This window comes from Thermostichus lividus PCC 6715 (assembly GCF_002754935.1).
Lineage (GTDB): Bacteria > Cyanobacteriota > Cyanobacteriia > Thermosynechococcales > Thermosynechococcaceae > Thermosynechococcus > Thermosynechococcus lividus.
The window spans coordinates 1,222,507-1,242,410 of the sequence record NZ_CP018092.1 but is presented as its reverse complement, the minus strand read 5'-3'; the positions used below and the strand labels follow the sequence as shown (position 1 = coordinate 1,242,410).

General features: G+C 54.8%; 18 protein-coding genes and 1 pseudogene. 10 read left to right on the top strand and 9 right to left on the bottom strand.

The window, feature by feature from the left end:
* Position 1 precedes the first annotated feature (1 nt).
* The 5 genes from BRW62_RS06250 to BRW62_RS06230 are packed head-to-tail and all read right to left on the bottom strand — an operon-like array spanning position 2 to position 3,900.
* The gene (locus BRW62_RS06250) at positions 2-1,117 is read right to left on the bottom strand and encodes a beta-ketoacyl-ACP synthase (protein ID WP_099798731.1); all 1,116 of its coding nucleotides are present in this window, start codon (positions 1,115-1,117) and stop codon (positions 2-4) included.
* A complete protein-coding gene (locus BRW62_RS06245; RefSeq protein ID WP_198406194.1) occupies positions 1,071-2,276 on the bottom strand; it encodes a DUF58 domain-containing protein in 1,206 nt (401 codons plus the stop codon). The genes BRW62_RS06250 and BRW62_RS06245 overlap by 47 nt, the downstream gene beginning before the upstream one ends.
* Positions 2,277-2,295: 19 nt before the next feature.
* Positions 2,296-2,664 carry a thioredoxin family protein gene (locus BRW62_RS06240; RefSeq protein WP_099798730.1) on the bottom strand — a complete coding sequence of 123 codons (369 nt, stop codon included), beginning with the start codon at positions 2,662-2,664 and terminating at the stop codon, positions 2,296-2,298.
* A 60-nt stretch (positions 2,665-2,724) separates the two neighbouring features.
* Positions 2,725-3,423, bottom strand: coding sequence for a type 1 glutamine amidotransferase (locus tag BRW62_RS06235; RefSeq protein WP_099798729.1), 699 nt, complete (start codon positions 3,421-3,423; stop codon positions 2,725-2,727).
* A 3-nt stretch (positions 3,424-3,426) separates the two neighbouring features.
* Complete coding sequence (locus BRW62_RS06230; protein WP_099798728.1) at positions 3,427-3,900, bottom strand: CAAD domain-containing protein; 474 nt, start codon at positions 3,898-3,900, stop codon at positions 3,427-3,429.
* Between the two features lie 177 nt (positions 3,901-4,077).
* On the opposite strand from BRW62_RS06230, the gene BRW62_RS06225 reads away from it, so the two are divergent.
* The 6 genes from BRW62_RS06225 (at position 4,078) to BRW62_RS06205 (ending at position 9,005) form a co-directional block, all read left to right on the top strand.
* Entirely contained in the window at positions 4,078-5,760 is a 1,683-nt protein-coding gene (locus BRW62_RS06225; RefSeq protein ID WP_227517620.1) for an FAD-dependent oxidoreductase, read from the top strand.
* Positions 5,742-6,020 (top strand): FAD-dependent oxidoreductase, encoded by a 279-nt coding sequence (locus BRW62_RS13845; protein WP_237269146.1) that lies wholly within the window; start codon positions 5,742-5,744, stop codon positions 6,018-6,020. The genes BRW62_RS06225 and BRW62_RS13845 overlap by 19 nt, the downstream gene beginning before the upstream one ends.
* Positions 6,021-6,371: 351 nt before the next feature.
* The gene (pyrH, locus tag BRW62_RS06220) at positions 6,372-7,100 is read left to right on the top strand and encodes a UMP kinase (protein WP_099798727.1); all 729 of its coding nucleotides are present in this window, start codon (positions 6,372-6,374) and stop codon (positions 7,098-7,100) included.
* Positions 7,087-7,635, top strand: a complete 549-nt coding sequence (gene frr, locus BRW62_RS06215; RefSeq protein WP_099798726.1) for a ribosome recycling factor — start codon at positions 7,087-7,089, stop codon at positions 7,633-7,635. Before pyrH ends, frr begins: the two co-directional genes overlap by 14 nt.
* A 9-nt stretch (positions 7,636-7,644) precedes the next feature.
* Positions 7,645-8,352: a class I SAM-dependent methyltransferase gene (locus BRW62_RS06210; RefSeq protein ID WP_099798725.1), complete on the top strand. Its 708-nt coding sequence runs from the start codon at positions 7,645-7,647 to the stop codon at positions 8,350-8,352.
* Positions 8,352-9,005: a riboflavin synthase gene (locus BRW62_RS06205; protein ID WP_099798724.1), complete on the top strand. Its 654-nt coding sequence runs from the start codon at positions 8,352-8,354 to the stop codon at positions 9,003-9,005. Before BRW62_RS06210 ends, BRW62_RS06205 begins: the two co-directional genes overlap by 1 nt.
* A gap of 140 nt (positions 9,006-9,145) precedes the next feature.
* On the opposite strand, the gene BRW62_RS06200 is transcribed toward BRW62_RS06205, so the two are convergent.
* From BRW62_RS06200 to acsF, 4 genes are all read right to left on the bottom strand, one after another.
* The gene (locus BRW62_RS06200; protein ID WP_099798723.1) at positions 9,146-10,015 is read right to left on the bottom strand and encodes an acyl-CoA desaturase; all 870 of its coding nucleotides are present in this window, start codon (positions 10,013-10,015) and stop codon (positions 9,146-9,148) included.
* 17 nt (positions 10,016-10,032) lie between these two features.
* Entirely contained in the window at positions 10,033-11,430 is a 1,398-nt protein-coding gene (hemN, locus tag BRW62_RS06195; RefSeq protein WP_099798722.1) for an oxygen-independent coproporphyrinogen III oxidase, read from the bottom strand.
* 151 nt (positions 11,431-11,581) lie between these two features.
* Positions 11,582-12,328, bottom strand: a complete 747-nt coding sequence (locus BRW62_RS06190; protein WP_099798721.1) for a biliverdin-producing heme oxygenase — start codon at positions 12,326-12,328, stop codon at positions 11,582-11,584.
* Between the two features lie 10 nt (positions 12,329-12,338).
* On the bottom strand, positions 12,339-13,412 hold the full coding sequence (gene acsF, locus BRW62_RS06185; RefSeq protein WP_099798720.1) for a magnesium-protoporphyrin IX monomethyl ester (oxidative) cyclase: 1,074 nt from the start codon (positions 13,410-13,412) through the stop codon (positions 12,339-12,341).
* 268 nt (positions 13,413-13,680) lie between these two features.
* On the opposite strand from acsF, the gene BRW62_RS06180 reads away from it, so the two are divergent.
* The 4 genes and pseudogenes from BRW62_RS06180 (at position 13,681) to glyS (ending at position 19,654) form a co-directional block, all read left to right on the top strand.
* Positions 13,681-14,055: a winged helix-turn-helix transcriptional regulator gene (locus BRW62_RS06180; RefSeq protein ID WP_099798719.1), complete on the top strand. Its 375-nt coding sequence runs from the start codon at positions 13,681-13,683 to the stop codon at positions 14,053-14,055.
* 154 nt (positions 14,056-14,209) lie between these two features.
* Positions 14,210-15,235, top strand: a complete 1,026-nt coding sequence (locus BRW62_RS06175; RefSeq protein ID WP_099798718.1) for a hypothetical protein — start codon at positions 14,210-14,212, stop codon at positions 15,233-15,235.
* 71 nt (positions 15,236-15,306) lie between these two features.
* Positions 15,307-17,454, top strand: a complete 2,148-nt coding sequence (locus BRW62_RS06170) for a polyribonucleotide nucleotidyltransferase (protein WP_099798717.1) — start codon at positions 15,307-15,309, stop codon at positions 17,452-17,454.
* Between the two features lie 26 nt (positions 17,455-17,480).
* A pseudogene (glyS, locus tag BRW62_RS06165) lies at positions 17,481-19,654 on the top strand (glycine--tRNA ligase subunit beta).
* The last annotated feature ends 250 nt before the right edge of the window (positions 19,655-19,904 follow it).

Genomic DNA, 19,904 nt, shown 5'->3' with positions numbered 1-19,904 from the left:
TTTAGGGAGCTGCCAGCACCAGCACTGCATTCTGGCCGCCAAAGCCATAACTACAGCAGAGAATCCGCCGCAGGTGAGCAGCCCGTGCCTTCAGGACAATATCGAGGTCAAAGGCAGGGTGCTGACAGCCTACACAGGGGGGAATGTGCTGGTCTTTCAGAGATAAACAGGATAGGGCGGTGGCGATCGCCCCTGCTGCCCCAAGGGTATGGCCAACCGCCCCTTTGCTGCTGGTAACGGGGGTATGGAACCCAAACAGTTTTTGGATCCAGGCCGCTTCTGCTGCATCATTTAGCCGGGTGCCGGTGCCATGGCTATGGATATAGTCAATCTCTGCAGGGGTGCATTGGCTCTGATGCAGAGCCTTTTGAATGGCGGCGATCGCCCCTTCTTGGCGTAAACTTGGCGCAGCGATCTGTTCGGCATCGGCGGTGAGACCGACCCCAGCAATGGCACCATAGGGCTGAACTTGGCGAGAGCGGCTATGGCGCTCCGACTCCAGCACTAGAATGGCACCGCCCGCCGCCAACCCCAAGCCGTGGCGATCGCGATCGAAGGGCGCCACCCGCTCAGAGGCTAACACCCCCAACCGCTGAAAGCCAGCAAACGTCAGGGGAGACAGGGGCGACTCTACTGCCCCTGCGAGCACGACCTCGCACTGCCCCTGCTGGATCAGCATTGCCCCTTGGGCGATCGCCCAAATCCCGGTAGCGCAGGCCGCCGTCGGATTCAACACCGGACCAACGATGCCCGCCTGTTGAGCCACTTGCTGGGATACCGCCGCCGGTAACCGCTCTAGCCAGTAATTCAGGGGGAGCGATGGTTCCCCGGTGCACAGCCATGCTTCCCACTGGGCTTGAAAACTACGACTAGAGCCAACGACGACCCCCCCATCCACCAGAGGCGCGGCTAAACCTGCATCCGCTAGTGCTTCAGCAACGGTTTGGCTCAGAATTGTCTCTAAGGGTTGGGTTGTTGTGCCGATAACGCCTACGGTTCCGGTTGGTAAGCCCTTTGGCTGTAACCCGGTGTCCCCCTGAAGATACCGCTGCCACGTTTGGGGGGCGTTTTCACCAAGGGTAGTCAATAGACCAATTCCCGTAATCAGAACCGTCACAGTGGCACGTAGCAAGTACTGGGGCTAGCCTGGAGCTGGAGGCTAAGGGGGCGATCGCCGTGAATGTACAAGATTCTTGGTTGAGGGGGCAACGCTTGTGATCCCCACAGTAGGGTGACACTACCGGGGGTAACTGGTCTAGGGTCGAGGATTCAGACGTTAGCCAAAGAATCGGATCAATGGGGTAGGGGGCAGCCGTGGCCTGGGGTTGGATATCTGCTAAGGTGCGCAGAACCGCTGCTTGTCCGTGCACCATCCCCGTGGCAGCACTCCAAAATTGTACGGGAATTTGCTGTTGCTGGCTATACACGTAGAGGCTGGCTGCGGCAATCACGGCCTGTTCAAAATCCTCCTCCTGCCAGCGGGGGGTTGTATCAAGGGCAATGGTGATGGCATTGCCACCGCTGAAGGTGTCGAACTCCCGCACCCGCAGTTCGCCGTAGCGGGCACTCGTGCGCCAATGGACTAAGCGCAACGGATCGCCCCAGCGGTAGGGTCTCAAGGAGCGAGTAATGCCCTCTTGAGCAACGTGGAGATGGTGTTGGCGATCGCGCCAGTCTTGGGACAGTTCTTGACCCAGTTGATCCAGCAGGGGACAGTGGTGCAGTTGCAGTACTTGGGGATAAACCACCAGTTGGCTTGGCACACTCACCTGCCGTTGACACCAAAATAGACCCAAGGGTGAGGCCGTTCGCAGGGAGACCCACTGCCAATCGTAAACCCCCCGCCGGTGTGGGATGAGGTCGTACTGCCAGTCGTAGGTGTGGTGGGGCAAAATTTCGGCAATGGCCTGCTGCGGCGGTTGGCTTTGGGTCGGTGACCAGAGGGCACGGGGCAGCCGATCAATCACCTGAAGGCTATTTCGGGGGGAGGTGGTGGCATTGGTTAAAAAAAGATGCAACCGCAGGCGATCGCCCGCGTGCACAGGCGTTACAGGTGCGCGCTCTAAAACTATCCCTCGCAGATGTCGCGGCGGCAGAATCGCAGCAACAATTAATAACCCCAAAATAATACCAGTAATGACGTATAGCCAACCGGCCATGGAGTTCACTGCCGCCGCAAATAAAAAGAGAGTCATCCCCAGCAGCAGCCCACCGCCATAGGCAGGTGTAACCCAGCGGCGTTCTAAAAAGTGATTCAGGCGACGCAGCCAAGCCATTGCAGTGCTACCCTACGGTTTATGAGCGGGACTCCGCTGCCAGCAGCGATGGAAAGGAACGGCAAAGCACCTGCTGCAGAGCTTGGCGAAAATCTCCCTTTACCAGTGCTGGGTCAAACCGCTGTACTAGCTCGCCGCGCTCAAAAAATAGCAGGGTGGGTAAGGTCGTGAGTTGAAAATGGCGGCTTAGGGCAAAATGCTCATCAGCATTGATTTTGAGCACCTGTAACCGCTGCGGCAAGGACTGCTCCAGTTGATCCAAGAGGGGATCAATGAGGCGGCACAGGCCGCACCAGGGTGCCCAAAAATGGACAATGACAGGGACTGGCGCACTGTGAATTTGCCGCTGAAAGCCTTCGATACTAAAAGTGGTTTGAAGACGGTTCACGTTGTTATCTCGGTTTGTCTTGGGATCATCCTACCAGTCAGCGGCAGTTTTGCAGCAGGTTTAGACCATCCCAGTCAGCCACCGATCCAGCAATTGCTCTAAGTAGGGGATCAGTACTTGGGTTTGCCCAGCCTTCGCCACTATGTCAGCCGCCGATTGAGTGTATGCCCCTGAGCCTAACTCAGTGCCACAGTGGTGGATGAGATCCGCAATGGTGGCCGGGGTCACTTCAAGGTGAAATTGCAATCCCAAGACGCGATCGCCCCAAAGGAAGCCTTGCTGCTGGCAGACAGCACTGGTGGCTAGGGGGATCGCTCCCGGCGGCAAGCTAAAGGTATCGCCATGCCAATGAAAAACGGTGAGGGAGGATGGCCACGCCTGAAACCATGGGTGCTGTTGAGCGGCAGGGGTGAGGTGAATAGGATACCACCCAATTTCTTTGGCAATACCGGCGGTAACGCTAGCCCCGAGCACCTGGGCTAGGAGTTGTGCCCCCAGACAAATACCCAGAATTGGCATCCCGTGGGCGATCGCCGCCCCTAGAAATGCCTTTTCTGCCCGTAACCAAGGATAAACTGCTTCGTCATCGACCCCCATCGACCCACCCATAACAATCAAGGCATCGATGTCTGCAAGCGTGGGGAGGGTTTCACCAGCGTAAAGATGGGTACCCTGCCAGTGATGTCCCCGCGAGTGTGCCCATGCTGTAATGTGAGCGGGGGGTTCAAAGGGCACATGTTGCAGGTAGTGCAGCCGCATCGCTTATGAAGGGGTAGATGTGGTATCCCCGAGAATACGTGCTTTATAATCATTGACCTTTTGGGTTAATTCTCGCCGTCCTGAATCAAACAAGACATAGCGATACAGGAACCAAGTGCCGTAGCCAAAACCAATGAGTTGGCAGGTGGGTGCCAACAGGGGAATAGCATTCACAACTTCCAAAATCGCGATCGCCAGTGCCACAAAGGGAACCGTTGCCAAAATAATCAGCAGCGTCCGTAGGGGTTGCTTGTACTCTCCCAAAAATGTACTCACCTGATCGGGAAAGACCGTCAGCACCCAGTACAGCTTTTCGCGGGCTTGTTGCCACTGCTCATCGGTTAACCCTCCCACCGTAGGGGCGGGTGTTGCGGGTTCACGTCCAGCTAAACTGCCGGCTGGAGTTGTGTCCACCTCAAGAACGGAGGCTTCTGTATGGGTTGTTTCCGTGGCTGGCGATGTTTCAAATTCATTCATGCGATTAGTTTCCTGACGCTCGTTCCTAACGCTGATGAGTGACATGGCTTACGGGTCTAAGTATAGTACAGAAATTGGCACGACCGCGCCGTTAAGTTCTACCCCCATGCCTAGGGGCAAACTTGCGGTGCTGGCTGGCACAGTCGTTGCGAGAGTCACGTCAGGAGAACTTGCCCCATGCGGACTTGCTATGGGTGGTTAATGGGTTGCTTGGTGGCGATCGCCCCGCTGTCTAACCAGCGTGCCCTTGCCGCTCCCCAAACCGTTGAGTGCGACATTTTAGTGATTGGCGGTGGCTTAGCTGGCGTGGCCACTGCTTACGAAGGATTACGCTACGGCAAAACTGTTTGCCTTACCGAAATCACCGATTGGTTGGGGGGGCAACTGTCAGCCCAGGGCACCTCTGCCCTCGATGAACAACTGCGCCAGCGACAACAGTGGTGGTTTCCCGCTGGCTATAGCCAACTCCGTCGCCGCATCATTGCCCAAAACCGCCCGGGAGATTGCTGGGTCAGTGAGGTTTGCTTTCTGCCAGCAGTGGGGGCAACCCTTGTGAGTGACCTGCTGCAAGAAATGGCGGCTCAGGGGCGGGGCACCCTCAAGGTGTTTCTCAATACAGTGGTGCAGGAGATCACCCCCGCAGACGATCCACAGCAACCCGGGCAACTCATCCGCCATGTGCGCGGCATTCAACACCGACGTGCCCCCCAAGCCCCACCGCTAAATACCGACCCCCTCTCCCAAACTCTGGCAGACATTTACAGCGATCAAGACTCACCACGGTTGAGCAAAACCATTCTCAATTTTCAGCCCCCCACCGCGGGCGACTGGATGGTGATTGAAGCCACTGAAACAGGAGAGGTGCTGGCCTTGGCGGATCTCCCCTATCGCTTGGGGATTGATCCTGTGAGCGTGGACAACCCGTCCGCCTCTAGTCCTGTTCCCTATCCCTACTGCCCCCAAGCCATTACCTATACCTTTGCCCTTGAGGTCATGGCTGAGCCTCAAACCTATCGCCGTCCCGCCAGTTACGATCGCTTTGCCCCCTTTTACAGCTATGCCCATTTGCGTTTTGGCCAAGAGCCAGTATTGGTGCTCACCTATCGGCGCATTTTTAGTGCTCAGCCCGCTCAAGGCTCCCGACAAGTCAGTGTGGGGGATATTTCGATGCAAAACTGGGAGCGGGGCAATGACTACGGCCCAGGAACGGCGATGGATAATTTATTGTTGACGCGATCGCAACTGCTGGCCAGTGGTCAACTCCAACCCCGACGCTGGCAGGGAGGCTGGCGGATTGCTGGCTTAGCGGCAGCAGAAGAACTGGCACGGAATTACTTTTACTGGCTGGCCACTGGCACCACCGATGCAGTCTTAGGGGATAACATCAAGCAACCCAACCCCTATCTGCGCTATCTACAGGGGTATGATTCGCCGATGGGCACGGCTCATGGCCTGTCTAAATTCCCCTATATTCGCGAAGGGCGACGGTTGGTGGGTCGCTATCAGGGGGGCTGGCCAGCGGGGTTTAGTATTGATGAGATTGATATTTCTGCAAAGCCCTACTGGCAAGATCCTTACTATCCCCAGACTCTCGGTGCAGAGCAGTTCCAACAACTAGCGATTCGCATGGGTGGGTTGCAGGGACTGGCGGTTGCTCGCGGTGTGCTTCCCCTGAGTCAGATGCAATGGCGGCGTCGGGCGCGACTTTATCCCGACAGTATTGGCATTGGCTACTATCCCATTGATTTTCATCCCTGTATGCTGCAACACCCCCAGAAGCTGCAGGTAATATTGAACGCCCGCGAGAACGTCAAGGGGCTGGTCAAACCTATCCGTTCCAAGTGCCCTTGCGAGCATTGATTCCCCCCCGCATCAATAATTTACTGGTGACCGGCAAAAATATTGCCACCAGCCATATTGCGGCTGCGGCCTATCGGGTGCACCCCTACGAGTGGTCGGTGGGGGCTGGCACAGGCACGGTGGCCGCCTACGTTCTTGAGCAGGGTTTGCGCCCCCATCAGCTTACGGAACCGCTGCCCCTTTATAGCCCCCATCTGGTACAGGTGCAGCGGCGGTTACAGGCGGCGGCCAACCCCATTGCTTTTCCAGACAATTTTTAGGAACGCCTCCGCTGAGAATGGCAACCTTGACACTCCCACCGACTAAAGTCGGGGGATTCTTACGCAGTCCACAAACGAACTCGTAAAGGCGTGAGCAAACCGCCCCTACACAGTTCCTTGAGGCAAAGCCCCAAAGTTCTGCTTACTTGTAACAACTGTCGCCGATTGGGTTTTTCACCAAGGATGGCGATTAAGTATAGATTAGCACAGAGCAACTAAAGTTGCTAGGTAGCTTTTCCTCCCCGTACTTTAGTACGGGGCTACCAAGCTATCCCTCTGTGTAGGCTACTGCGGCGGTAACTGAACCTGCTATGGTTGATGGGGAGCTATTGGAGTGCGACAGTCTTTGCCATGAGTCCTAACTACCGCCGCGTCTTGCTCAAATTGAGCGGTGAAGCCCTCATGGGTGGCCTCAACTACGGTATTGACCCGAAAGTAGTTCAGGCCTTTGCCAGTGAAATTGCCCAAGTGGTTCAAGCAGGGGTACAAACAGCTATTGTTGTGGGCGGTGGCAACGTCTTTCGGGGGATGAAGGGGGCTGCCGCTGGCATGGATCGAGCAACGGCGGACTACATTGGCATGATTGCCACAGTGATGAATGCCATGACCCTGCAGGATGCCCTTGAACAAATGAATGTGCCCACCCGGGTACAGACGGCGATCGCGATGCAGGAGATTGCCGAACCCTACATTCGTCGCCGCGCTATCCGCCATCTGGAAAAAGGCCGCGTGGTGATCTTTGGCGCTGGCTCTGGGAATCCCTTTTTTACCACGGATACTACCGCTGCGCTGCGAGCCGCAGAAATTGATGCCGAAGTTATTTTCAAAGCAACCAAGGTGGATGGGGTCTATGATGCCGACCCTCAAGAAAACCCAAATGCCCGACGCTATCGAACGTTAACCTACACCCACGCCCTGACCCATAACTTGGCGGTCATGGACAGTACGGCGATCGCCCTGTGTAAAGATAATGATATCCCCATCATTGTGTTTAGCTTAGAAACGGCGGGCAATATCTACCGTGCGTTGACTGGGGAACCCATTGGTACGATGGTTGGAGGCTCCTGTGAAATTAGCTGATGTCGAAGAGCGGATGCAAAAATCCGTGGAAGCAACCCAGCACGACTTTAATAGTATCCGCACGGGTCGCGCCAATGCGGCCTTACTAGACCGGGTGATGGTGGATTACTACGGCACTGAAACGCCCCTGCGCTCCTTAGCTACTATTTCCACCCCCGATGCAACAACAATTCTCATTCAGCCCTACGATCGCTCCAGCCTTGCCGCTGTTGAAAAAGCGATTCAACTGTCGGATCTGGGTTTAACCCCCAACAATGACGGCACCAGTGTGCGCTTAAATATTCCCCCCCTCACTACCGAACGCCGCAAAGAATTAGTGAAAACAGCCGCCAAAATTGCTGAAAATGGTAAAGTTGCGATTCGCAATATCCGCCGCGATGCTATCGATCAGGTGAAAAAACAAGGGAAAGCAGGTGAGCTGTCTGAAGATCAAGTCAAGGATCTACAGGATAAGCTTCAGAAGTTAACCGATAAGTACATCAGCAAAGTAGATGCCCTGCTCGCAGAAAAAGAAAAAGATATTATGACAGTTTAGGCCACTGCAATGACGGGCAACAGTACAGACTATACCTATAGTGCTGCGGAGTTTGCCCAGCGCGGCATTCAAGGCAGCGATCGCCTTGCCTTTGACCAAGTGGCCGCACGGATTCAAGCACTTGGTTGTTGTGGGCAGGCGCTTGATGTTGGCTGTGGAGCGGGGCGATCGAGCCGTTTTTTGAAGTCTTTGGGGCTAGAGGTCACTGGTCTGGATGTGAATGAGGCCATGCTTACCTACGCGCGGCAGCAGGATCCCCATGGCCACTATGTGCAGTCCAACGCCAATCACCCCTTTCCCTTTGCTGATGGTCAGTTTGATGTGTTTCTCTCAACATGGATGGTGTTGGAAATTGCTGACTATGCCACACTCATCAATGTTATGGCGGAAATTTGCCGTGTTCTTAAGCCCAATGGCGTAGGTTGGGTGGTGACCACGACCCCAGAGTTTTACAGTCATCGTTGGCTGAGTTGTGAGGTGAATTTTCCCGAAAACCAACCGCCGCTACGCTCAGGTCAGCAGGTCAAGGCACGGTTGTTACCCGAAAACATAGTTGTGACGGATACGTTCTGGAGCGAGGCAGACTATCGTCAGGCCTTTGCTCAGGCGGGCTTCACCACCTGTCAGCTCTACACGCCCCTCGCAACAGGGGAGGATTGGCTCGATGAAACTCGAGTGGCTCCCTACGCTATCTACGAACTCTCTAAGGGTTGCTGATGTTTACAGGCATTATTCAAGCGGTTGGACAGGTGCAGTGGCACTCCGAGCACCAGTTGCTCATTACTGCGGCGATGGCACCGTTTCTCAAGGAGATGGCTATTGGCGATAGTATTGCTGTGGATGGGGTGTGCCTGACGGTGGAAACCTTTGATCGCAGCAGCTTTCGGGTGAGTGTCTCTCCAGAGACGCTCCAGCGCACGACCCTAGGGGAAAAAGCCCAGCAAGGTGCGGCGGTCAATTTGGAGCCAGCATTGCGGGTCGGGGATAAACTGGGTGGGCATTTTGTAACCGGTCACGTGGATGGGGTGGGCTCTCTGAGGGCGATCGCCCCCACTGGCGAGAGTTGGGAGCTGACCGTTGCCGCACCCCTAGCCGTTGCTACGTACATCATTCCCAAGGGCAGTATTGCCATCAACGGCATTAGCTTGACGGTGGCTGCCTGTAATGAACTGGGGGATGAATTTACGGTGGCGGTTATTCCCCATACCTATCGGGAAACAACCCTCCAGTTTCTTCAGATTGGGGATGCCGTGAACTTAGAAGCCGATCTCCTTGGGAAATATACCCATAAACTGTTGGGGCGCTCAGCGGCACCAGCAACCGACTCAACCATTGATATCCCCTTCCTCCAAACCCATGGCTATGCCTAACCCCACAGCGGCGGTTGATGTGGGGATGGGTGGGGGGTGCGTCATATTCTGTAGGCTTGAGCCGCCCTGAAAGGGATCAACCCTTGATAGCAAGTTCTCCCTCAATGCTCCTATCCCTCGAATAGATTTGGTTTGTCGATTTAGGGCGATCGCCGCACCGGTTGCGCAGCGAGGGCGAGAGCCGTCTCCGTCGGCATTACGACGTTCCGGGCTAGCCCTAGGGTTTTCAATATCCAGATAGCCCACCACGTGACATCAATCTCCCACCACTGCCAGCCTGCCTTCGCCACATGGGGATAGGCGTGGTGGTTATTGTGCCAGCCCTCGCCATAGGTCAAAATCGCAGCCCACCATAGGTTACGGGAATTATCGTTGATGTGAAAGGTGCGATACCCCCACATATGGGTGACGGAGTTGATCAACCAAGTGCTATGCCACAGCAACACTGACCGCAGGAAAACACCGTAGATGACGAAGGGCCAGCCGCCTAGGGCATACAGGGCGATCGCGAGGGGCAGTTGCAGCAGAATGAAGTAGCGGTTGAGCCAGCGGTAGAAGCCTTGGCGAACTAGGTCAGGCGCAAATTTTTGGTAGCGATCGTAGTTGAAGTAGTCGGGATGGGGATAGATCATCCACAGCATGTGGCTCCACCAAAAGCCACGCTTAGCGGAGTAGGGATCCTGCTCCACATCCTCCGTATGGGCGTGGTGTAGTCGATGGCCGGCCACCCAGAAGATCGGCCCGCCCTGTAGAGCCATTGCCCCCACTAGGGCGATCGCATATTCCAGCCAGCGGGGAACCTGAAAGCTGCGGTGGCTGAGCAGGCGATGGTAGCCCAAGCAGATGCCAATGCTGCCAAACAGCCAATGGAGCAGGAGCATCACCCCCAAGGCCGACCAAGAGAAAAACCAAGGAGCCAGCATGGCTAAGGCATGGACAGCGGTGAAGAAGAAGACAATCAGCCAGTTGAGGGGATAGCGAGTGGGTTGACTTGGTGCACTAGTGGTCATAATCAATCTATATCAATCTATATAGATTTGGAGAATACGTTGCCGGTGCGATCGCCCAGGTAGGCATCAAATACAGCAGCAATGTTGCGAATCAGCAGGCGGCCACTGGGGGTTACTTCGATGCCATCCCGCGAGCGCTTCAGCAAGCCATCGGCTTCTAGGGCATCGAGCTGGGGCAAGACGGGGGCAAAGTAGTCGTTGAAGTCGAGGTCAAACCTGAGGTGATACTTGGCTTCTAGATCCTGCACCGAGAGTTGGAACTGACACATCAGTTCCATGATCACCGTTCGACGAATCAGATCATCTTGGCTGAGCCGCACGCCGCGCTCGATGGGAAGCTGGTTGGTATCTAAAGCTCGGTAGAAATCCCCAATGCGCTTATGGTTTTGGACATAGACATCCTGCACCATGCTGATGGAGGTCATGCCAAATCCAACTAGGTCAGACTCGGGCTGGGTGGTGTAGCCTTGGAAGTTGCGATGGAGTTTGCCGGTCTGCTGGGCGATCGCCAGTTCGTCGTTGGGCTTGGCAAAGTGATCCATGCCGATAAACACATAGCCTGCATCGGTTAACTGGGCGATGGTTTGCTGAAGGATTTGGAGCTTTTCCGCACTGCTGGGCATTTCTGATGCGGGCATGCGCTTTTGAATCGGCTTCATCCAGGGAATATAGGCAAAGTTAAACACCGCGATGCGATCGGGGTTGAGCGCTAGGGTTTTTTCTACTGTTTCCCGGAAGCTATCCACGGTTTGGTAGGGCAATCCATAGATCAGATCCACATTGACACTCTTAAAGCCCGCCTCCCGGATCCAGTCCATCACGTTAAATAGCATTGATTCTGGTTGTATCCGGTTGATCGCTGCCTGTACCGTGGGGTTAAAGTCTTGGATGCCAAAGCTAATGCGATTAAATCCAAGCTGCCGCAGATGATTGAGATACTGGCGATCGCCATCTCGAGGGTTAATCTCAATGGAAATTTCGGCTCTGTCATCAAAGGTAAACTGCTGGGAAATCTGTTCCCATAGATAGTCAACCTGATGGATATTTAGATAATTAGGCGTACCGCCGCCCCAGTGGAGTTGGTGCACCCGGCGATCGCGAGAGATCAGGGGCGCTATCTGACGAATATGGCGCACCAAGTAATCGACGTAGGGTGCAGCAATGCCCTTACGCGGTGTCACGATGGTATTGCAGCCGCAGAAATAGCAAGCGGTTTCGCAAAAGGGAATGTGGCAATAGAGGGATAGGGGTGTTTTCTTATAGTTTCCCAGAGCGATCGCCGCTCGAAATGAGGTTGTATCAAAATTGGGAGATAGCTCTGTTGCAGGAGGATAGCTCGTGTAGCGCGGCAGTGGCTGATTGTATTTGTTGAGCAGAGCCGCATCAAATTCAACGGTCTGAGAAAGCGGTTTCATGATGGCTAGGTTTCATACGTCAAATGGATGAGCAGATCAATCGAGTCGGAACAGTCCCAAGCTACCCCAGCACATGTCGAATGCTGTATCACCTGACGCTCGGATTTCAAGCGCTGAACCTTCAAAGAGCGGATTCCCCAAGCGCCAATGCCTAGCCTAGGACGAGTTCGCGATCGCCCCCTTGGGCATGGGGCGTGGTGCTGCCGGGGCGATCGTGGCGCGTGAGCAGGTGAAAGGTATGCTCTCCGATGGCGGCCTTTACATCCTCTTCCAGCTCGTGCATGATGTTGCGGTTGAGCATAAAGGCATCATTAGCGGCGGCAATCATCCGTTCCACCGTATCCTCATCAATGGGCAGAGAATCAAGGGTTTGGCGATACCGTTCCTTCATGGCTTGCCGGGCTTCGGGGGTTGGCAATGCTGGAAATTCATACATCTGAGTTCCCACACCGTCGGGTAGGTTGAGCGCCGAGCGAATGATCCGCTTTAGAGCCTGCCCCCCTGATAGATCGCCCATGTAGCGGGTATAGGCATGGGCAATGAGCAACAGTGGGTCGGCCTCCGCCAGCAGACGCAGGCGATCGCAGTAGGCTTGGCCGGCGGGGGATGGGGTAATTTGATCGCGCCACTGGGGGCCATAGTAATAGGACAAATCCTTGGCCAGTTGTTCCGCTCGGTTTAACTCCGGGAAATACATCGCCCCAACGACAGGATGATCAATATATTGGCGGAAGAGGTCTTCTAGGGTGCTGTAAACAAAGTATAAATTTGCAAAGAGCTTGCGCAATGGCTCCGGTTCCACAATCCCTTTCAAAAAACACTTCATAAAGGCCGTATTTTCAGCCGCCGTATGGGACTGCTGGGTTCCTTCGCGGAGGCGAGCAGACAATGAACTCATGGAGACTCTCCTAACGAACAGTTTCTCGTGATTGTTCAGCGTTCACAGACGGAATTAGATAGAGGCACAGCATTTGCCAGATAATGACTGCCATCCATGGCAGTTTCTGGATCAGCTTGATTACAGCAGGACGCTGGGTGCTGGCAATCTCGGCTAGATGCTGGTTCGCGATCGCGCAGGTGTTCAGGCGCAGGAAAAAGGTAGGATGGTCGGTGTTGAGAATACAGGGAAAGGCACGCCGAGCCGTTTCGTTGGTATTGCGGATGACGTCTTTATTGAATTGATCCGGATCTAACCCAATGGACTCGTAGAACGTTGCCCGTTCCAGCACCGTCAAGGTATGGGTGACAAAAACGGTGAGCAGGAAGAACCGAGCCCAGAGGCGACCGCCCAAAGTATTCCACAGTTTGGGTTGCGATCGCAGTAAGACCTTGAAGAAGTCACCGTGACGGTTTTCGTCTTGGCACCAGCTTTCAAAGTACTTGAACAGCGGGTAGATGCGATGTTCAGGATGCTGTTCCAGATGGCGATAGATTAGAATGTAGCGCCAATATCCAATTTTCTCGGATAGGTAAACCGTGTAGATAACCCATTCTGATGGGAAGAACGTATAGGTGCGGTTTTTGGTCAGATAGCCCAAATCGAGGGATAGACCAAAGTCAGCCATGGCTTTGTTGAGAAAGCCAGCATGGCGGGCTTCATCACGGGCAAGAAGTGCAAAGGCTTCCGACAGAACAGGGTTACGCCCCTTGAGTTTGCGAGACAGTTCTTTGAACAGCAAGAACCCTGAAAATTCAGACGTACAGGAGCGCTCTAGGAAGTCAATGAAGGCCTGCCGGGTTTCGCCATCGATGCTATCCCAGCATTGATCAAACTCCGCATTGCGCACGAAGTGATAGCGGTTGTAGTCGGCTCGCAGTTCGGCCAATACCGACTCAATTTCATCCTCATGCCCAGACAAATCCATCTGAGCAACGGCATCAAAATCGGTGGTATAAAAGCGAGGCGTTAAAAGGGTTTCTTGAGCTGGTGCTTTAATTCCTGGCCGCAGACTGGCTGCTTCAGCAGAGGAGGTACTGACCATAACTGTGCGTGTTGCTATCGATACTGTGCAACATCTTTCCCTGAAGCGATGAGTTCTCACAAGGCAGTTACCGCGCTATCCCTATAGGAACTTGGGGTAAAGCATTACCCAGATAGCTTGACCAGAGGACATTCTTAAGAAATATTGAGTTTTGTGTCAACCTGTCAAAATCCCTCATGGCAGTGTCTAGAATGCCGACAATGAGAATGCCGACAATGGGGGTGTTCTCGGCGCGGCTGTGAAGGAGTAGGATCGATCTAAATGGCAGATGTCAATGGCGAAGGCGTGTATTGATGTCCAATGTCCGATTCAGTTTGTGGTGGATTTGTTGGGCAATAAGTGGTCAATTTTGCTGTTACGGGAGCTATTTGGGGGCGATCGCCGCACCCACGAGCTGTTGGCAGCGCTACCGGGAGTGAGCACTAAGACCTTGACCCAGCGTTTGCGGGAACTGGAAGCCCATGGCCTAGTGGAACGACGGGTCTATGCGGAGGTGCCGCCTCGGGTGGAATATTCCCTAACCCCCAAAGGACAGCAGCTTCAGCCGGTGATGGCGGCGCTCCATCAGGTGGGATCCCAGTGGCTAGCCCAAGATCCGTGCTTCTGTGTGCTCAACACGCCGCCGTGGCTCATCGAGCGTTAACCGATGGGGCAGATCTTCCCAAATGGATGGGGGCTAGAGCAATTACGCCTGACTCTTCAGAACCGATGATAGTTATCTCATTCGTCTCATTTTTGACAAAACCTTGACCCAAAATCTAGACAAGTAACAAACCAATTAGCAGTATTCGTGTTCAATGGAACCTCTCCTTGACGGCACTATTCTTGTTCCCAATCCTCTGCCTGCATTCGCTGCCCGCCGCCGCTTACTGCATGTGAATGGCGTGAGTAGCGATCGCGCCAAGCAACAGCGGGATCTCAATCGCCTTGCGGAGTTAACGGCTGCCCATCCCCTTGAGATTCGCGGTATCCATAACCAAACCCACGGTCTCCAAGCCGATCTGTTGGAAAGTTTGCTGGGCAAAGCAGAACTCTACCATTTTTGGCCAACAGTAGAAAACAACGACCGTGCCGGCGATCGCCGGCGTGCCTATGCCAAACTCCTTGAACAACTCATCACCAAAGAACTGGGTGATGATGCAGATATGTTGGCGATCGCCCAGCCCAAGGAGGTGCAACACCGTCCCCTGACCCCTGAGACCCCCGCCGCCATCAGCAGCCTTTTAGCGTTACCCTTTTTACAGCGCCTTGGCTGGAGTGATTTTGCCCAATACCTCTACGGCGTATTCCCGGCAGGGGCACCCCGTCCCACCCTGCGCCTCGCCTACGAAATTGTCAAAGGGCTACAAGCCGGTGCTGAATTATACCTAGTGGCTCACAGTCAAGGGCTGATCATTACAGCCTTAGCCTGCCACATTGTGCGGGAATTACTCCTGCCCCAAACCAAATGGATGGAGACCGTCCATATCATTGGCTACGGGCCAGTGATTCTCTTTGCCGATTTACCTGTTGAACTGCAAGGGCGCACCATTTTTCTACAACACCGCCAAGATGTTGTCGCTGAAACCCTGAGCAACCTCCGCAATTTGGATGTGTGGACAAATCTGCAAACCCAACTCCAAAAAGCATTGCACTATGCCGATGACTTGTTGCAAACCGTACATACCGATAGCCATCACACCGCTAGTTTTTACTTAGGTCTCAGCCCAGAAGCCGCCAGCCAGCGATCGGCGCAGTTGCTGCAAATACTGCTGACCCAGAATTGGACTGCCACCCCCAGCCTTGCTGCTCTTTGCGGCAGCCGCTTGATCCTCGAGCATTGAGACAGCGGATTAGGAGCAGAAGCAGCTATCCTAGTAAAGAAGAAGAAATAAAAGGACAGAATAGAGCACAAATGAATGGTCTGGAAAAGATTATCCCCCTAGATGGCAGGGATATTAAGGTTGTACTGCAAAAGTTTGCACCCCAGGCAGCGGGTTCAATTCTCATCAGCTCCGGTGAAACAGCAGTTCTCGTGACAGCCAATCGCGCCGGTGCCCGCGAAGGTATCGATTTTCTCCCCCTTGTCGTGGACTACGAAGAGCGTCTTTATGCCGCTGGTCGCATTCCTGGCGGTTTTTTACGGCGTGAAGGTCGCCCCCCCGAAAAAGCAATTCTCATTGGTCGCCTCATCGACCGTCCCTTGCGGCCCCTCTTTCCCCAGTGGTTACGGGATGATTTGCAAGTGGTTGCGACTACGGTGTCCCTCGATGAAAATGTGCCCCCTGATGTGTTGGCAGTCACCGGTGCCTCCATCGCCGTGTTGCTGGCGCAAATTCCCTTTCATGGCCCGATGGCGGCGGTTCGGGTGGGACTGGTCGGGGATGAATTTATTATTAACCCCACCTACCAAGAAATTGAACGCGGTGGCCTTGATTTAGTCGTGGCAGGTACGCCTGACGGTGTGGTGATGGTCGAAGCCGGCGCCAACCAACTCCCTGAAGCCGATATGGTCGAGGCCATTGATTTTGGCTATGAAGTCATCCAAGACCTCATCCAAGCCCAGCGGGATCTGCTCACAGAGCTAGGGCTAGAGATTGTCCAAGCGCCGCCGCCAGTGGTTGACCCCACCCTAGAAAACTTTATCTATGAACGCGCCGTTGATCCTGTGAAGGCGATTCTCAAGCGCTTTGAGAAAGATAAAAATGTTCGGGATGCTGCCCTAGATGAGGTGCAAGGGGCGATCGCCCAAGAGATTGCCAATCTGCCCCCAGAGGATCCAGTGGCTGTTGCCGCCGCCGCCAACCCTAAAGCCCTGGCCACCCTCTTTAAGGCCGTCACCAAGAAACTGATGCGTCAGCAAATTATTACCGAGGGCGTGCGGGTGGATGGTCGCCGTTTAGACGAAGTACGACCCATTTGGTGCGAAGTTGGTGTGCTGCCAGATCGCGTCCATGGCAGTGCCCTGTTTAACCGTGGCCTAACCCAAGTCTTGTCGGTGACCACCCTTGGCTCCCCGGCAGATGCCCAAGCGCTCGACGATCTCCACCCCGAAGACACGAAGCGCTACCTCCACCACTACAACTTTCCCCCCTATTCTGTGGGGGAAGTCAGGCCGTTGCGCTCTCCCGGACGACGGGAGATTGGCCATGGTGCCCTTGCAGAGCGTGCCCTTGAACCAGTGCTACCGCCCAAAGATCAGTTTCCCTACGTCATCCGTGTTGTGTCGGAAGTGTTGTCCTCCGATGGCTCCACCTCCATGGCATCAGTCTGCGGCTCCACCCTCTCGCTGATGGATACCGGCGTGCCCATTAGCAAACCGGTGAGTGGCGCAGCGATGGGGCTGATTAAAGAAGGCGATGAAATTCGCATCCTCACCGATATTCAGGGCATTGAGGATTTTCTTGGAGATATGGACTTCAAAGTTGCGGGGACAGATAGTGGCATCACCGCCCTGCAAATGGACATGAAAATTACCGGCCTACCCGTGGCGGTGATCAAGCAGGCGATTGAGCAGGCACGACCCGCCCGACTGCATATTCTTGAAAAAATGTTGGCGGTTATTGGCACCCACCGCTTAGAGTTGCGCGATAGTGTGCCACGGTTGCTGACGTTGCAGATCCCCGCCGATACCATTGGCCTAGTCATTGGTCCTGGGGGGAAAACAGTGCGCGGCATTTCCGAGCAGTTTGGAGTCAAGATTGATATTGCCGAAGACGGAATCGTGACCATTAGTGCGCCCAATGCTGCAAATGCCAAGCAGGCTCGCAGTGCCATTGAAGCCTTAACCCGTAAACTCAATGCGGGGGATGTCTATTTGGGTAAAGTGACGCGGATTATCCCCATTGGCGCATTTGTTGAGTTTCTACCCGGAAAAGAGGGCATGATCCACATTTCCCAATTGGCCGAGTATCGGGTTGGCAAGGTCGAGGATGAAGTGAATGTTGGCGATGAAATCGTCGTCAAAATTCGCGAAGTTGATAACAAAGGACGCATTAACCTCACTCGCTTGGGAATTCATCCCGACGAAGCGCAAGCCGTTCATGCTCGCGCAAATCGCTAAGCTCATCCATCTCGTATTCAAGGTTCATGCCAAAGTCTGCTCAGCATACGTTCCTTTTAGAGGTGGGAACGGAAGATTTACCGGCTCGGTTTGTTGCGAGCGCGATCGCCCAGTGGCAAGCGATCGTTCCGGCAACGTTGCAGGAGCATGGTCTTAGTGGCACGGTTCAGGTGTTAGCCACTCCTCGTCGCCTAGCCGTGCTCATTGAGGATCTACCAGCCCAGCAGCCAGATCAGTCCCTCGAGATCAAAGGGCCAGCTGCCAGTGCTGCCTTTCGCGATGGCGAACCCACGCCTGCGTTGCTCGGCTTCTTGCGCTCTCGCCAAGGAGACCTGAAGGAGATTGAGGTGCGAGCCACCCCCAAGGGAGACGTGGTCTATCTGCGGCAAGTCCGCCCTGGTCAACCCACGCCTGATCTGTTGAGCCACCTGAGTCGGCAGTGGCTAGAGACTCTTGACGGGCCTCGTTTTATGCGCTGGGGAGATGGGGACCTACGATTTGCGCGCCCGATTCGTTGGTTAGTGCTGCTCTGGGATGATCAGGTGCTGCCCTTGACGTTGCACAGCCATTCAGTTTGCATTGTCAGCGATCGCCACACCCAAGGCCATCGCGTCCTAGCCTCAGAGACGATTGCCCTGTCCCATGGGAAGGACTACGCTAGAGCGCTCTTAACCGCAGGGGTGCTCGTGGATCCCCGCGCCCGTGAAGCAACAATCCGCAAGCAAATTCAGGAGCTGGCTAAGGAGGTAGGGGGCTGGGTCGATCTGGAGGTTCCCCTGATGGAGGAGGTCACCCACTTGGTAGAGTGGCCAACAGCCGTTCTAGGAGCCTTTGAGCCACGATTTCTAGGGCTACCCCTAGAGGTGATCACCACGGTGTTGATCTCGCACCAGCGGTATTTTCCGGTTTATACCGATAACCAACGCCAAGCCCTGCTACCTGCCTTTATCACCATTAGTAATGGCGCTCCCACCGCCACTCCCCTCATTCGCGCAGGCAATGAGCGGGTGATCCGCGCTCGGCTTGCAGATGCAGAATTTTTCTATAACGCCGATACAGCCCAGCCCCTAGAGAGCTATGTGGCCAAATTGGCAGCGGTCACGTTCCAGGATGAGCTAGGATCTATGGCCGCTAAAGTAGAGCGAATCACTGCCCTTGCCACCACCATTGCCAAGGCGCTCAATTGTTCAGCCGCCGATCGCGCCGCGATTGAGCGAACCGCCTATCTGTGCAAAGCCGATCTGGTCACCCAGATGGTGGGGGAGTTCCCGGAGCTACAGGGGTATATGGGTCAAGTTTATGCCACCGTATCTGGAGAATCGCCAGCGGTTGCCACCGGCATCCTTGAGCATTACTTACCACGTTTTGCGGGGGATAAACTCCCTCAGACCCTCACTGGTCAGGTGGTTGGTCTGGCCGATCGCCTAGATACCCTGATTGCGTTATTTGGGTTGGGATTATGCCCTACGGGGTCGTCGGATCCCTTTGCCCTGCGGCGAGCCGCCAACGCCATCATTACCATCCTGTGGCACGGACGGTTACGCCTTAATCTGCTGGAACTGTTGCAGGAGGGCAGCCAGCAATTCTGCCAGCAATTTCAGGCTAAACTCTCCCCAACGATCTCTACGCCCAACTTAGCCAGTTTTTTAGTCAACGGTTGCGCACCCTCCTGCAGGACGAGCAGGGGATTGACTACGATCTGGTGAATGCCATTAGTCCTGACGATGTGCCCGATCTTCAGAACCGCGCCCTTGCCGATGTCCTTGACGCGGGCGATCGCGCGCGGTTTTTACAGCAGTTGCGTGATTCTGGCCAGTTGCAAACCATCTATCCTACGGTGAATCGCGCTGCTCGCTTGGCGCGGCAGGGAGACTTAGACCCACAGCGGTTGGACTTGCGAGCGGTCAAGGCTAAGTTTCTCGAAGCTCCTATTGAAAAAGAGTTTTATGCGGCTTTGAAAGCGGCACTGCCCACCGTGAAGCAAGCACAGCAAACTCGCACCTATAGCGACATTGTCACCACCCTACAAACCCTCACCCCCATCGTCAGTCGCTTTTTTGATGGTGATGAGAGCGTGCTGGTTATGGCAGACGAGAATCACCTGCGCGCCAATCGTTTAGCCTTACTGGGGCTATTGCGCAATTGTGCTGCTGTGATTGGTGACTTTGGGGCGATCGTTCACGCCGAAGCCCCCCATTAAAGACAGCAATAGGAATGATGTTGCTTAGCTCCCAAGTCCCATCGCATAATTGAGGGTACGCTGTTTAGCATTGCCGTGTCCCATTTCCCTACTGAATGTTGCTGAACTGTTCATGACCGGAAACGTTTGCGAGAACCGCTATGACTCCTGAACCCCGGGCCAAGCGCCCCCGTCCGCCCAAAAGCCAAGCTACGCCGCCCACTGCAACAGACCCAGAACTGACACCCCCAGCCAAAGCTCGCCCGGAAAT

Excerpts from the sequence above, each read along its gene's own strand:
- BRW62_RS06245 (WP_198406194.1), bottom strand. The coding sequence starts at position 2,276 with ATGGCTTGGCTGCGTCGCCTGAATCACTTTTTAGAACGCCGCTGGGTT.
- BRW62_RS06235 (WP_099798729.1), bottom strand. The coding sequence starts at position 3,423 with ATGCGGCTGCACTACCTGCAACATGTGCCCTTTGAACCCCCCGCTCAC.
- BRW62_RS06230 (WP_099798728.1), bottom strand. The coding sequence starts at position 3,900 with ATGAATGAATTTGAAACATCGCCAGCCACGGAAACAACCCATACAGAA.
- BRW62_RS06225 (WP_227517620.1), top strand. The coding sequence starts at position 4,078 with ATGCGGACTTGCTATGGGTGGTTAATGGGTTGCTTGGTGGCGATCGCC.
- pyrH (WP_099798727.1), top strand. The coding sequence starts at position 6,372 with ATGAGTCCTAACTACCGCCGCGTCTTGCTCAAATTGAGCGGTGAAGCC.
- BRW62_RS06210 (WP_099798725.1), top strand. The coding sequence starts at position 7,645 with ATGACGGGCAACAGTACAGACTATACCTATAGTGCTGCGGAGTTTGCC.
- BRW62_RS06205 (WP_099798724.1), top strand. The coding sequence starts at position 8,352 with ATGTTTACAGGCATTATTCAAGCGGTTGGACAGGTGCAGTGGCACTCC.
- BRW62_RS06200 (WP_099798723.1), bottom strand. The coding sequence starts at position 10,015 with ATGACCACTAGTGCACCAAGTCAACCCACTCGCTATCCCCTCAACTGG.
- hemN (WP_099798722.1), bottom strand. The coding sequence starts at position 11,430 with ATGAAACCGCTTTCTCAGACCGTTGAATTTGATGCGGCTCTGCTCAAC.
- BRW62_RS06190 (WP_099798721.1), bottom strand. The coding sequence starts at position 12,328 with ATGAGTTCATTGTCTGCTCGCCTCCGCGAAGGAACCCAGCAGTCCCAT.
- acsF (WP_099798720.1), bottom strand. The coding sequence starts at position 13,412 with ATGGTCAGTACCTCCTCTGCTGAAGCAGCCAGTCTGCGGCCAGGAATT.
- BRW62_RS06180 (WP_099798719.1), top strand. The coding sequence starts at position 13,681 with ATGTCAATGGCGAAGGCGTGTATTGATGTCCAATGTCCGATTCAGTTT.
- BRW62_RS06175 (WP_099798718.1), top strand. The coding sequence starts at position 14,210 with ATGGAACCTCTCCTTGACGGCACTATTCTTGTTCCCAATCCTCTGCCT.
- BRW62_RS06170 (WP_099798717.1), top strand. The coding sequence starts at position 15,307 with ATGAATGGTCTGGAAAAGATTATCCCCCTAGATGGCAGGGATATTAAG.